7 protein-coding genes are annotated in these 14734 nt (G+C 62.2%); all 7 read right to left on the bottom strand.

Features of this window, described 5'->3' with window-relative positions:
• Positions 1 to 103 precede the first annotated feature (103 nt).
• Positions 104 to 1579, bottom strand: a complete 1476-nt coding sequence (locus ACQS5P_RS09220; RefSeq protein ID WP_428940601.1) for an RHS repeat domain-containing protein — start codon at positions 1577 to 1579, stop codon at positions 104 to 106.
• A 327-nt stretch (positions 1580 to 1906) separates the two neighbouring features.
• Positions 1907 to 3400: an RHS repeat domain-containing protein gene (locus ACQS5P_RS09215; RefSeq protein ID WP_428940600.1), complete on the bottom strand. Its 1494-nt coding sequence runs from the start codon at positions 3398 to 3400 to the stop codon at positions 1907 to 1909.
• A 55-nt stretch (positions 3401 to 3455) separates the two neighbouring features.
• Entirely contained in the window at positions 3456 to 3989 is a 534-nt protein-coding gene (locus ACQS5P_RS09210) for a hypothetical protein (protein ID WP_428940599.1), read from the bottom strand.
• Positions 3990 to 4066: 77 nt separating this feature from the next.
• Complete coding sequence (locus ACQS5P_RS09205) at positions 4067 to 5635, bottom strand: RHS repeat domain-containing protein (protein ID WP_428940598.1); 1569 nt, start codon at positions 5633 to 5635, stop codon at positions 4067 to 4069.
• 22 nt (positions 5636 to 5657) lie between these two features.
• The gene (locus ACQS5P_RS09200; RefSeq protein ID WP_428940597.1) at positions 5658 to 6020 is read right to left on the bottom strand and encodes a hypothetical protein; all 363 of its coding nucleotides are present in this window, start codon (positions 6018 to 6020) and stop codon (positions 5658 to 5660) included.
• A gap of 350 nt (positions 6021 to 6370) precedes the next feature.
• A complete protein-coding gene (locus tag ACQS5P_RS09195; protein ID WP_428940596.1) occupies positions 6371 to 7771 on the bottom strand; it encodes an RHS repeat domain-containing protein in 1401 nt (466 codons plus the stop codon).
• A gap of 237 nt (positions 7772 to 8008) precedes the next feature.
• Entirely contained in the window at positions 8009 to 14137 is a 6129-nt protein-coding gene (locus tag ACQS5P_RS09190) for an RHS repeat-associated core domain-containing protein (RefSeq protein ID WP_428940595.1), read from the bottom strand.
• Positions 14138 to 14734: the final 597 nt, after the last annotated feature.

Genomic DNA, 14734 nt, shown 5'->3' with positions numbered 1-14734 from the left:
TGAGCCGTTGGGGGACCACCTCCCGCCCACCAATTGAATAGAGCGCGTTCTGCACACCAGAGGGCAGCCGCTACGAGGCCCAACAGCAAGACCGCGAACGTGACTAGGCGTATCCAGCTGGGCATGGGTAGTTCAAGACGCTGATGGGAAGTAGCCATTCCGCGCAGCTCTCCCGTTCTTGATAGGGAAATTCCGGATCGAAGCTGGGTAGCGTAATCCAGCGGACGCACACGTTGAATCCGCCACACTCGCGGAGAATATCTCCGGCAATGGAATTGCATTGGTTATTAATGGCCCATTCACCGGTTTTCTTCCCAATTTGGAGCTTATTGTTCACGCAGTTCTCATCAGCTCCAGGCACATTGGTGCATTTTGCACCGCGCCTCACTGACTCACCTGTGTGATTAGTTATTTCCGTCTGCGTTCCGCAACAGGGTGACTTACCCATTGGAACTCCGTTCGCAGGGCCCATGCCTGCTTCCTTCGTGGCTGTCTTAATCCAGCAGTGCTTTTGGCCCAAGAGCCCCAGTGCGAGGTTGCCGTAATAGCCCACGTCCACATCGGCGCAGCATAATTGCACTGCTTCGCCCCCGGGATCAAGGAACTTCACGGGATTTGTGCGCTCGGCCTGGTAAAGGTTCGTTCCATCTTTGTACCCAATGTGATCCCTCTGCATGAACCGCCCCAGCCCCGGATGCAGCATGCGGTGGCGGTTGTAGATTAGGCTCGTGTTCGTGTCGTGCATCAGCCCCTGGTGTCCGATGTTCCAGTCGCAGGCGGAGGCGGACAGCGAGCCGAAGATGCCGTCGAGGATGCTGCGGGTCCCGTACGGCGTGTAGGTGTACCGCTCCGCCGCCTCACCGTTGGTGTCCACAATGCACGTGAGGCTGTAGTTGGCATCCTGAAGGGCGTAGTGCCGCTGGTCCAGCGTCGTGTCGTCGCCGCTGTCCCTATCCCGCAGCACCAGCTCATCGACGTATCCGATGCCCCACACGTACTGCCGCTCCTGCGGATTGGTACGCCCGTCCACGCGCTCCTCGATGATCTGCCACTGCTGGGTGTAGAAGAACTGCCGGGTCTTGTCCAACTGCCCGCTCACGTAGGTCTTCTTGGTGATCCTCCTGCCCAGCCCGTCGTAGCTGTAGGCTCCGACGAGGTTGGCCCCGTCCTTGACTTCAGTGAGCCGATTCCACACATCGTACTTGCAGGTGTAGCTGCTGGTCATCGCGCCGGGCTTGGGATAGCTGGTCACGTTGCCCATCGCATCGTAGGCGGGCGTGGCCCAGGCCACCTGCCCGGCCTGCTCTCCGCTGATGTCCGTGATCTCGTTGGCCTTGTTGTGGGTGCGGGTCTGGGTCAGGTCCGCCGCGTCGCTGAACGTGCCGTTGCCGTTGGCGTCCTCCTTGAAGCTGGTCCAGTTCCCCTGCGCCTTGAGGCTCCACTCTTGGGCGAAGCTGAGCGTGGAGATGCCGCTGAACGTGCCGTTGAGGTCCCCGCGGTCGTAGTCGGTCAGGCGCTGAGGCTGTACTGCGTGCACAAGGTACGCGAACATCCACCTGGAACTAAACGCTGGATCCACCTTTGCTCCCCTCGTTGGCGTCAATCCATGCACCGCACTCTGGACAGCGCTCACCACTAGATCGGAGATCGTAACCACAACTCAAGCACTTGCCGTCTCGTTTCCAACGGCGCAATCTCGCAGACATCAAATGAGACCGTATTGCCATGCTCGCGAAGACGACGACGGCTCCTGCTATCAGAACGTTCGCAATGGCATTTGCGCCGCTGAACCGCCGCTCGGGAATGACGGCCAAATGACCGGCGCAGAGGTAGGCCGCACATAGAGTAGTCAGTGCCCACCATATCGATTCTTTAGTATTCCTACGATCCGGCCCTCGAGAGTCCATTAGAGTTTCCCCGTGGCCAACCAGTCTTTAACTTGTTTGCATCTCTCCTGCGACCATGTTCTGCAATTCTCGGTCACCCCGTAATACATCTTGGTTGGCCCACTTGCCATTTTGTCAAGCCAATCCTCCACTTGTTCACACTGCTCTTTGGTCAGCGCAACGTCACACTCCTCCGTCTCAAGCGGAATCGAGCGGTCATATGGAAGCTCATACACAATACCTCTATAGGGATTCCAGATATATTCTGCACCGAAGCTGAAGCATCGAACGTCTCTTCTACTCCGGTCGCCGACGCAGACATTTTGGTGAAGGACACCACTATTAATAAACAGTCGGCACCCTCCGACGTTATTCTCACATGCCTGGAATTGCTCGAGACACCCCTTCAACGATGCAGCTAAACCTGGCGGTCCTCCTGGCCCGCCGAATCGGTACTGGGCCCTCACCTTTGCAATGCAGTCTTTCTTTTCCTTCTCGCATTCAGCGGACAATCCGGAGAAGTCCGCCCAAGAAAGGGAATTGCTTCGAAGGTACTGATACAAGTGTGCGCCGTCGGCATAGCCCATCGGATCCCTCTGCATGAACCGCCCCAGCCCCGGATGCAGCATCCTCGCGCGGTTGTAGACCAGGCTCGTGTTCGTGTCGTGCATCAGCCCCTGGTGCCCGATGTCCCAGCCGACGGCGCTGGACGAGAGGCTGCTGGAGAAGTCGGAGCTGCGGATCTCCCTGCTGCCGTAGGGGGTGTAGACGTACCGTTCCGCCGCGTCACCGGCCGTATCGATGATGCACGTGACGCTGTAGTTGGCGTCCTGAAGCGCGTAGTGGCGCTGCTCCAGAACTCCGTCGCCGCTGGAGCCGCCGTTAGCATCCCTGTCGCGCAAGATCAGCTCGTCCACGTATTGCGTACCCCACACGTATTGCCGCTCCTGCGGATTACTGCGCCCGTCCACTCGCTCTTCCAGCACCTGCCACTCATTGCTGTAGTAGAACTGCCGCGTCTCGCTGAGGCTGCCGCCACTGTCGTAGGTCTTCCTGGTGATCCTTCTGCCCAGCCCGTCGTAGGCGTAGGCTCCGACGAGGTTGGCTCCGTCCTTGACTTCAGTGAGCCGATTCCACGCGTCGTACTTGCAGGTGTAGCTGCTGGTCATCGCGCCGGGCTTGGGATAGCTGGTCACGTTGCCCATCGCATCGTAGGCGGGCGTGGCCCAGGCGACCTGCCCGGACTGCTCCCCGCTGATGCCGGTGATCTCGTTGGCCTTGTTGTGGGTGCGGGTCTGGGTCAGGTCCACCGAATCGCTGAACGTGCCGTTGCCGTTGGCGTCCTCCTTAAAGCCGGTCCAGTTCCCCAGGGCCTTCAGGCTCCACTCCTGGGCGAAGGACGGGGTTGAGATGCCGCTGAACGTGCCGTTGAGGTCCCCGCGGTCGTAGTCAGTCAGGCGGTTCAGGCCGTCGTAGCTGTACAGCGCACACATGTAGTTAACGGTTCGCGTCACCTTTATTCACCCCGTCGTAGCCTGGCGTAGCCCGGGCGTCAGGCCGCGACTCATTCTATGGTGCCTTCCAGACCTGCCGATTGTCCTTATCAACCATCCGAATAAGGGGTGTACCTCCCACGACAGTGAGGGTCATCTCTGCACCGCCCTGCTTGAGCAGTATTTCTGGATCACGGTGTTTGCTAGGGCCGCGCACGACCAATCGGTTGTCGCCTTCCAGATCGTGCAGCCAGAGCGTTACTCCCTGATCATCTGAAGCAACGCGTCCCAAGCCGAACGTTGCCCGCGTTGCGCCCTCGCGGTCCTTGAGAATCCAGTACGCCAGATTCGCGCGCGAACCCAACTCCATGAGGACTTGACCTTGAGGCGAGACGACTTGAATGGTCTGAGCACGGAGAATATCGCTTTGAGTTTTGGCTCGTCCTTCGGCGTCGACGAACCAGCCACCTTGCGTACCGGCAAGCGTGCAGACCACACCCAATCCCACAAGAATGGTCAGAATTGAGCGATTCTTGTTTCGAGGCGCCCGCGCCTCAAGAAACTCGATCCGCTTTACGAGCCGGTCGAATTCCTCTTCGGTTCGTTGCATCGTAGTTACCTCCGTTGGCCCACGCTACGAGTGCGTTTCCGCTTATCGAGAGTCTCTGCACGAGCTCTCAGGCAAGCCTATAGAGGGGGCAGATTTCCCGGTCTTATTGGGACAATCGGCCACGGAGTAATGTTGGGATCGACACCTGTCATATCGGGCCCTGGGATGGCGTGAGCACCGATGCATGTCGCTTTGCAGTCGAGTCCCAAGACTCCGGCAACAATACCAAGGCTGTTGGCCAGAACATCCCCCGGCGTATCCACCATCCACATAGCCGGGTTCTGCGTGTCCCACGTGCCAATGTACGTGTAGATACCGCCGGCACCGGCGTGCTGCCCCACATTAAGCTTGAAACCAAGTGCAGTCTGCAACTCGTACAACAAGCCTCCAACGAAGTTCATTGTGGCACCGGAGGGGATTCCATTAAAACACATCTGTTGCGCGTTGCATGAATTCAAGCAGTGAAGGAGCTTCCACTCATTCGATTCCGGTCGGTATCCTTCAAGCTTCAGGTCACCCAAATCTTTCTTTGTTTCGTCTTCAGCATCTTTGAGACACTTGTTGCAGGCGTTCAACCCCGCTGCGAGCTGCGCCAAACCGGCCGCTCTGCCGAGGGCATCAATTATTTGACGCGCCGGATCAACGAGCGCCTGCCTTCCCAATGGATCAAGTCCGCGAACAGGCCCGCTGCGGACGTACTGGTAGAGGTTCATTCCATCCGCGTACTTCCACGGGTCCCTCTGCATGAACCTGCCCAGCCCAGGGTGCAGCATCCTCATGCGGTTGTAGATCAGGCTCGTGTTCGTGTCGTGCATCAGCCCCTGGTGCCCGATGTTCCAGCCGACGGCGCTGGACGAGAGGCTGCTGGAGAAGTCGGCGCTGCGGATGTCCCTCGTGCCGTAGGGGGTGTAGACGTAGCGTTCCGCCGCGTCACCGGCCGTATCGATGATGCACGTGAGGCTGTAGTTGGCATCTTGCAAGCCGTAGTGCCGCTGGTTGAGGTTGCCGTCATCCGCCGTGTCCCGGTCCCGCAGGATCAGCTCATCGACGTAGCCGATGCCCCACACGTACTGCCGCTCCTGCGGATTACTGCGCCCGTCCACTCGCTCTTCCAGCACCTGCCACTCATTGCTGTAGTAGAACTGCCGCGTCTCGACAAGGCTGCCGTCGCTGTCGTAGGTCTTTTTGATGATCCGCCGGCCCAGCCCGTCGTAGCTGTAGGCTCCGACGAGGTTGGCCCCGTCCTTGACTTCCACCAGCCGGTTCCACGCGTCGTACTTGCAGGTGTAGCTGTTGTTCATCGCGCTGGGCTTGGGATAGCTGGTCACGTTGCCCATCGCATCGTAGGCCGGCGTGGCCCAGGCCACCTGCCCGGGCTGCTCTCCCGTGATGCCGGTGATCTCGTTGGCCTTGTTGTGGCTGCGGGTCTGGGTCAGGTCCGCCGCGTCGCTGAACGTGCCGTTGCCGTTGCCGTCCTCCCTGAAACTGGTCCAGTTCCCCAGCGCCTTGAGGCTCCACTCCTGGGCGAAGCTGAGGGTCGAGATCCCGCTGAACGTGCCGTTCAGGTCCCCGCGGTCGTAGTCGGTCAGGCGATTCAACCTGCCGTCCCTGTACAGGGCACACGTGTAGTTAATGGTTCGCGTCACGTTCATTTCGCCTGCACCGAACTCAAAGCCTCACAGTTGATTCGATCGCATATCCGCAGGCCCTGAGAAGCGGACACGCCGATCCGTCTAGAGTCAACAGCGATCTAAAGAAGAGCGGTAGTAACGAGCTCTCAGATTCCAGATCGAGCGACGCCTTCTCGGCGATTTCCGGCGACCCGACGATGTCCGCTATTATCTCCTCCAATGGTGTCGCTTCGGCTCCACGGGCGAGCACGACGCTATCCGTAGAACCGGCATCCGCTCTAAGCGCGTCCGACACTTGAGCCTGAACGTCAAGAAGAGTCTCGTACTTTCGCCCTAGCTGTGTCGGGACTTGGCCGCCCCATCGGAACGCCACCGGTGCAATCGGAAACGTATCGATCACTTGCCCACGTGCAACCGGATGGGCGCAAAAACACGGTAGCTGAAGATGACCAAGCCGCGTTCTCCTCTGTAACGGCGCGTCGGCACAGACTAGCGCCCCACAGCGATCGCAGATCACTCCAAGGGCGTCCTCGCCCTGAAATTTGCCGCACTCACACGCGAAGTTACGACTCGGTCCAAAGATCCGCGCGCTGTACAGATCCTCTTTCGTCCGCACGCGCCCGTAGGACCATCTATAGATATCGCTTGCTCTGGCTGGTACGAGCCGCCAACAACCTCCAAGTTGATTCGCATCCGCACTACCCATGTTATAGACAGCGCCGCTGGTGATCGTCGGTCGCAGTCGAGAAATCATCTACAGCTCGAGCACTTGCACGCATCGGATGCCTTCTCCGCCAAGCTATCTAGCCACTCGCCAATGGCGATCGCGTTGGCACCTGAAGCCGCGCCGCTGGAGGCAATCTGCGCTTGGAGCGCAGCTTTGCATTCGTTCAGGTTATTCCCTTGCGTGATAGAGTCACAACCCTGCCTCGTCCGCAAGCTTTCCATGGTGTTTCGATACCAAGTGGCGCAGTGCTTGCTGTCAGCGAACGCGCTAACACCGTTTACCGTATCGAAAACGAGCAGCGCAGCAAGCGCACTCAGTAAGCCCCATTTCTGCATATGGGCCTGCTTAATCCGCGGCAAGTGTTTCTTCCTCCATTCCTCAAAGCTCGGCTTCTTCCCGGTTTTTGGGTCGCAGGGCAGGAAGCCTTGCGCGTCCATTTGATCATAGATGGACCGTTCGATGTCCTCGATTGCAGCCCAACCGCCGTCCTCTCGGACGTTCGCGAGCTGCTTCCACATTGCATTCAGCCACGCGTCGAATTCCTCCGGCGTCATCCGGACGTTCCCGTGCGGGTCTCGATACTGAAGCGGCGAACTAGCGACGTACTCGTATAGGTTAGTGCCATCCAAGTACGGCACCGGATCCCTTTGCATGAACCTGCCAAGACCCGGATGCAGCATCCTCGCCCTGTTGTACACCAGGCTCGTGTTGGCGTCGTGCATCAGGCCCTGGTGCCCCACATCCCAGCCGACGGCGCTGGCCGAGAGGCTGCTGGAGAAGTCAGCACTGCGGATCTCCCTGCTGCCGTAGGGGGTGTAGACGTATCGCTCCGCCGCATCTCCGCTGCTGTCCACGATGCAGGTTACGCTGTAGTCGACGTCCTGTAAGCCGTAATGTCGCTGCTCCAGCGTCCCGTCCCCGTTGGGCGCTCCGTTGGCGTCGCGGTCGCGCAGGATCAGCTCGTCCACGTATTGCGTACCCCAGACGTACTGCCGCTCCTGCGGATTGGTCTGCCGCTGGTCCACGCGCTCCTCGATCACCTGCCACCGGTTGTAGTAGAACTGCCGCGTCTCGACAAGGCTGCCGCCACTGTCGTAGGTCTTCTTGATGATCCGCCGGCCCAGCCCGTCGTAGCTGTAGGCGGCCACGAGGTTGGCTCCGTCCTTGACTTCCACCAGCCGGTTCCACGCGTCGTACTTGCAGGTGTAGCTGTTGTTCATCGCGCTGGGCTTGGGATAGCTGGTCACGTTGCCCATCGCATCGTAGCCCGGATCTGCCCACGCCACCTGCCCGGCCTGCTCTCCGCTGATGTCCGTGATCTCGTTGGCCTTGTTGTGGCTGCGGGTCTGGGTCAGGTCCACCGCATCGCTGAATATGCCGTTGCCATCGGCGTCCTCCTTGAAGCTGGTCCAGTTCCCACCCATGGCACTATTCAGACTTTCGGTTCCGCACAAGAAGCCAGAATACGAATGCAGCCACTACGACACAAGCTGTCGCCAAGGCGAAGAACACGTTACCACGAGTTCGGTATATTTCTGGATGAGCCGTTGGGGGACCACCTCCCGCCCACCAATTGAATAGAGCGCGTTCTGCACACCAGAGGGCAGCCGCTACGAGGCCCAACAGCAAGACCGCGAACGTGACTAGGCGTATCCAGCTGGTCATGGGTAGTTCAAGACGCTGATGGGAAGTAGCCATTCCGCGCAGCTCTCCCGTTCTTGATAGGGAAATTCCGGATCGAAGCTGGGTAGCGTAATCCAGCGGACGCACACGTTGAATCCGCCACACTCGCGGAGAATATCTCCGGCAATGGAATTGCATTGGTTATTAATGGCCCATTCACCGGTTTTCTTCCCAATTTGGAGCTTATTGTTCACGCAGTTCTCATCAGCTCCAGGCACATTGGTGCATTTTGCACCGCGCCTCACTGACTCACCTGTGTGATTAGTTATTTCCGTCTGCGTTCCGCAACAGGGTGACTTACCCATTGGAACTCCGTTCGCAGGGCCCATGCCTGCTTCCTTCGTGGCTGTCTTAATCCAGCAGTGCTTTTGGCCCAAGAGCCCCAGTGCGAGGTTGCCGTAATAGCCCACGTCCACATCGGCGCAGCATAATTGCACTGCTTCGCCCCCGGGATCAAGGAACTTCACGGGATTTGTGCGCTCGGCCTGGTAAAGGTTCGTTCCATCTTTGTACCCAATGTGATCCCTCTGCATGAACCGCCCCAGCCCCGGATGCAGCATCCGGTGGCGGTTGTACACCAGGCTCGTGTTCGTGTCGTGCATGAGGCCCTGGTGGCCGATGTCCCAGCCGACGGCGCTGGACGAGAGGCAGCTGGAGAAGTCGGAGCTGCGGATCTCCCTGCTGCCGTAGGGCGTGTAGACGTACCGCTCCGCCGCATCTCCGCTGCTGTCCACGATGCACGTCACGCTGTAGTTGGGATCCTGCAAACCGTAGTGCCGCTGCTCCAGCGTCCCGTCCCCGCTGGAGCCTCCGTTGGCATCCCTGTCGCGCAAGATCAGCTCGTCCACGTACTGCATGCCCCACACGTATTGCCGCTCCTGCGGATTGCTCCGCCCATCCACCCGCTCCTCGATGATCTGCCAGCGGTTGGAGTAGAAGAACTGCCGCGTCTCGGTCAGGCTCCCGCCGCTGTCGTAGGTCTTCTTGGTGATCCTCCGGCCCAGCCCGTCGTAGCTGTAGGCTCCGACGAGGTTGGCTCCGTCCTTGACTTCAGTGAGCCGGTTCCACGCGTCGTACTTGCAGGTGTAGCTGCTGGACATGGAACTGGGCTTGGGGTAGCTGGTCACGTTGCCCATCGCGTCGTAGGCCGGATCGGCCCAGGCGACTTGGCCCGAGGTCTCCGTGATGCCGGTGATCTCGTTGGCCTTGTTGTGGCTGCGGGTCTGGGTCAGGTCCACCGCATCGCTGAACATGCCGTTGCCGTTGGCGTCCTCCCTGAAACTGGTCCAGTTCCCCAGCGCCTTGAGGCTCCACTCCTGGGCGAAGCTGAGGCTGGCGATGCCGTCCAGCGTGCCGTTGAGGTCCCCGCGGTCGTAGTCAGTCAGGCGGTTCAGGCCGTCGTAGCTGTACAGCCCGTCGCGGGTGCTGGTGTTCGCGTGGTCGCGATAAAGGCGGTTGGAGTTGCGGTCGTAGCCGTGCTTGAAGCGGTCCACCTCTTGGGGCGTGCCGTAGTCCCGCCAGCGGTGGTCGATGATCCGCCCGAAGCGGTCGAAGCCCGCGTAGGTGCCCGCCGTGTCCTGGAAGTAGTCCAGCTTCACGTCCGCCTCGGCCAGGTCCTTGATCACCACCCGCCCGCTGCCGTTGTAATAATACCCGGCCAAGACGTTGGCGTCGCTGGTCCCGCGGGTGGAGGCGCTGGCGATGGCGGTGATGCGGGAGATCGCGTCCCCGATGCCGCTGCTATCTCCAGGGTCCGTGTACAGCGTGTGCACCACGCGCGGCGTCGCCGCGGGCGAGGGATACGTCAGCGAGACGGGACGGTAGCCCTTGGTGAACACGCCATCCGTGGCGGACGTGTCGTAGCCGTACTGCACCTTGGGGCTGGTGCCCGTGTTGACCGCGCCGCTGTGCTCCTGGTACTCCATGCTCAGCGCCTGCAGGTTGTCGTAGGCGTACTGCACGTCGCTCTTCACCGTTCCGGTCCCGTCGCTGCCGGAGTAGCTGGTGACGTTCTGCACGCGTCCCAGGCTGTCGTAGGTCCGCTTGATCGAGCGGACGGCAAAGTCCACCCCCGTGCCCACCGTCGTCACGCCCTCGATCGTCGGGCGACGCCAGGTGTCGTCGTAGCTGTAGGTGATGACCGTCCGCGCATCGGGAAACAGCTGCTTCTTCTGGTTCGTCCGCGTCTTGACTCGCCCGTCCAGCCACCAGGTGAAGTCCACCCGGTCCCAGGTGGAGCTCACGCTGTCGGGGTAGGTCACCGCCGTGACCAGCGACGCGTCGTAGCTGTCGTCGTAGGCGTAGCTGGTCGTCTGGCTGTCGGTGAGGTCGCCATCGGCATCCTCGTCCAGCGCCGTCTGCACCGTGACGTTGTACAGGCCGTCGTAGACGTATTTGGTGACCCGGTCCTTGCTCTTGTCCGTCGCGTCGCCGGTGTTGGCCTCGCTGCTGTCGTCGAAGTTGTTGTAGTTCTCGATCACGTACCTGCGGCGGCCCAGCGCGTCGTAGACGAACTTGGTCACCAGTCCCTTGGGGTCGGTCACCGTTTGCAGAAGCCCGTTGCTGTAGGCGTAGCTGGTCACGAGCACCGTGTCGTCGTTGTGGCCCGGGGCGCTGCCGGGCCGGGAAGGCGCCGCCGCGTAGCTCCAACCGCTCGTGCCCGTGCCGTAGTTGGCTGTGTCGGTCAGGCGGTCGGCGTCATCGTACCAATTATACACGACCGTCTGCACGTAGTCCCTGGGCGTGGCGGCGACGTTGAGCCCCACGGTGGTGCCGCCCGTGTCGTCGTGATTCATCTCCAGGCGGACGCTCTGCTCGGCGTTGCCCGCCCCATCGAGCACGAGGTGGCTCAGCTCCAGGACCTTGTCGTCCCCGCCGCTCATGCTTCCCAGCGAGGTCTTGGGCTGCGGGTCGCGGTAGTTGAACGCACCGCTGGAGTACTTGGTCGCCTCCAGCTCGGTCACCACGCGCGACTGGTATTGCCTCCCCGCCCCGTCGTAGGCGTACTCCATCGCCGCCGAGCCTTTGGTGGCGGTCGCCACAAGGTTGGAGTTGCGGTCGTAGTAGCGATCGGTCACCAGCCTGTTTCCGGGTACGCCGCTGGAGCTGACCGCGTACACCGCCGTCTGGTAGACCCGTCCCAGCGGATCGTAGGCGGTCGTGGCCAGGCTGCGTCGGTTGGCATCGCTGGCGTTTTGCGCGTACGTTTCGTTGTCCTCGACCGCCGACCAGGTCGGCGCGGTGACGAACATCGCCGTCGCGACGGTGCGCCCCATGAAGTCGGCGTCGATGACCGTGAACGGCGCGGCCTCCGGCTCGATGCCGCGCAGCACGTTCCGCCAGTTGTAGTGGTACTTGGTCAGCACGTAATTGGAGCTGTTGTCCGCGTCATAGTAGCTGATCGTGCTGGTCACGTTCCCGTCGCCCACGCCCGAGGTGCCGCTGCCGGGGCTCAACTCGTCGTAGAACGTGGCTGAGACCTTCTTCAGCGTCGGGTCGGTGTCGTAGATCGTCGTCGTCTTCATCACGTGGCCGGTGCCGCTGACGCCGCGGTGCACCTCGGTCACGCGCCCGGCGAAGTCGTACACGAGCTTGGTCACCTGCTCGACGCAACCGGTTAGCCCGCTGTCGTCGGTGCCGCTGACGACCTGGATCGCGCGGCTGGTCCGACCCATCGCGTCGTAGCGGTAGAAGGTCCGGTGATAGTTGGTGCTGAGCGTGCCGGTTCCGCTGGAGGGGATCAGGTGATAGCGGTCCACGCTCTGCAGTTGCTGCTTGCTCGTGTAGCCGTAGCGAGTCAGGCTCAGGTAATGGGTCTGGGTGGTGCCGGCGCTCAGGCCGCTCGGCACCTTGTCCGGCGCGCTTCCACTGGAGGCGGCGCGGGCTGGGTCCACGGTGTAGCTCTGCGTCACCTGTCCGTCGTCGTCGAACTCCACGACCTCGATTGGCAGCAGCGGCGTGCCGCTGGTGCCGTTCCAGGCCCGGTAGACGAGCGTCCGCCCCTCCTCGTAGCGCGTCCAGGTCACCGTCCCGCCCGCGTCGGTCACCTTCGTCACCCGTCCCTGGTCGTCGTATTCGACTTTGGTCGCCAGCTGTACGGCAGCGGGGTCGGTGTTGGTGAACCCGGTGGGGACGCTGCCAGACCACTCCACCCAACTGTTGCCCGCGCTCGTGATGTCGCCGGGAAGCGAGTCGGTGTTGACGTGCACCATCGTGTAGCCGATGCCGCCGGTCTTGCGGTTCTGGGCGATGTAGTGCACCCGCCCCTCGCCGTCCTTGACCCAGCGCAGCCGCCCGCGGACGTCGAAGTACCAACTCTGGGTGATCGCGTTGCCTGGACCTGCCCCGTTCTGCGCGGTGCTGATCTCCGGATAGGTACACATGATCGTCTCGATCTTCGTGTCCGCAGCGTCGTGGAACGTGTAGGTGTAGGTGAACTGTTGCCCGGCGTTCCTATTCGTCGTCTGGGTCGCGTAAGAGTACACCTTGACCGGCAGCCACGCCGGCTGGTTGTCGCCGCCGTTGCCGTAGTCCTTGGCGGCGATGTAGTACTCCGTGCCACCGCTGCCCTTCTTGATCCGGATGTCCGTGTTGTACCCGTTCGTGTAGCCGTAGACGTAGATCAGCCCGTCCGTGCTGCTCAGCGTGGCGCTGTCGTTGCTCCCGCTGGTGGGGTTGAGGAACTGGGCCAGCTCCGAGTTGCTATCCACCGCCGCGTGGGCCGAGGGCATCCGCTCCTCGATCGGCTGGTTTTTCGTGACGCCGGAGGTGCCGCGCAGCGTCGAGCGGCACCAACAGCGCAACGTCGCCTGCGTGGGGTCCTCGATCACCGCCTGACGCAGCTCCACGCCGTCGGAGTTCAGCCCGTAGATCGTGCGGTACGCCGCCGCGTTGTCCGCGTCCTGCGTGTCCTGGACGACGATCCGCCGCACCGTGTCCGGCGAGCTGCCGGAGTTCAGGTCCATGTAGAAGTAGCTGTGCTTGACCCCGCCGCCGCTGGCGCCGCCACCGCCGCAGCTCCCGCACTTGCCCGAGACCGTCTCGCTCTTGACCAGGTAGATCTTGCTGGCGTCGTCGGCCTCGTCCGCGTCTGAGCCGCCGTACTTGCTGCTCAGATTCTCCGTGCCCCAGGGCGTGGTGATGTTCCCGTCCGTGTTGAGATCACTCGTGTAGTAGGTGAACGAGCGGCTGGCATGCTGGGCAACGGTGGTGCCGCCGTTGACGGCGTAGTTGTCGGCCTTGGTGAGGATGTCCGCGGGAGCGGTGATCCCGCTGTCGGCGGCGTCGATCGCCGCGACCTGCGCCGGCTCGATGACCATCTTCAGCAGGTGGTTCTTGCCGTCCGCGTCGCCGTCGCGGTAGTAGCGGTACTGCGTCACGCGCTTGATCGACAGCGCGCTGTCGTTCGGATCGGTGCTCAGCGTGTCGCCGTCGGCCGCCGCCATCGATTCGACCATCAGCAGGTCGCCGTCGCTGCCGACGTCGGTGGAGTACCCCTGGCCCGCGGCGTAGTAGGTGTACCTCACCCGCTTGATCACCTGCGAGGAGGCGTTCTTCACATCGATCTTCTGCACCCGCCCGGCATTGGTGCCGGTGTCGCCGTAGGTGTAGACCACCGACCAGCCCTGCGAGGTCGTGACCTGCCTGATCCGCGAGCCGTTGTCGTGCGAGTAGCTCAGCGATTGCACGCCGGTGTCGACGTCGTAGCGGTCGGTGATCTTCCTGAGCAGCCCCCGCTGGCCCTCCCAGACCGTGAAGTCATTGAACTTGTAAATGACCCCCGAGTCGGTCATCGTCAGCACGTACAGCTTGTTCGTAGTGTCGTGGGTCAGCGTGGCCCGCAGCTCCGGAGGAGGCGTGTAATCCGGGCCGCCGCCGAACGTGTATTTCGCGTGGGCGCTGACGTAGAGTTGCGGCGCTGCGTCCGAGCCGGCCATCATGAACTCGGTGGCCCCGTGCCACTTGTAGCCGGCGACCCAGGCGAAGTCGTCGATGTTCACGCTCTCGCCGGCGCGGCTGCTGTAGGACCGCCAGTGCGACCAGGGCAGCGTCACGCCCGGCAGGCTCACGTCGGTGACCTGTTCGTTGACCGCGCCGCGACCCAGCACGATCGGATGCTTCGCCGAGGCGGCGCTGGCATTGCCGCCGCCCTCGCACTTGGGACAGTCCTCCCCCGGGCAGCATTGTCCGCCGTTGGGGCCGAACGGCCCGCCGGGTCCGTGGATCGTGGGCGGCTGATCCGGTCGCCCCGGAGGCTGGTTGCATGGACCTGAAGGTGCCGGCGGCCAGCGGCCTAGGACCGGACCCTTGGTGACGGCGCCCCCCAACAACGGAAGACTGAGATCGGGAACACCGCACGAGGCCGGTGGATTGGGCTGGGGCGCCGGTCGTGTCGGAAGAGGATGCGCACCCGGTCCACCGGGGCCGCCAGCCCCACCGGGGCCGCCAGATCCACCGGGGCCGCCAGATCCACCGGGGCCGCCAGATCCACCGGGGCCGTCAGATCCACCGGGGCCGCCAGATCCACCGGGGCCGCCAGATCCACCGGGGCCGGGACACGGCGCCGGACCGGGTGGCGGCGGCGATGGTGAGGGCGGAAGTCCGGCCATCACCGTGCCCGCACACGTCAGCAGCACCACGGCCACGCGGAAAAGATACGCGCCACTCCAGCGGTGCCCCTCGCCCCTCCCACGCGGAGTCGTACG

Source organism: Fontivita pretiosa (genome assembly GCF_050410795.1).
Classification (GTDB): domain Bacteria; phylum Planctomycetota; class Phycisphaerae; order Tepidisphaerales; family Tepidisphaeraceae; genus Fontivita; species Fontivita pretiosa.
This window is presented reverse-complemented; position numbering and strand designations above follow the sequence as displayed.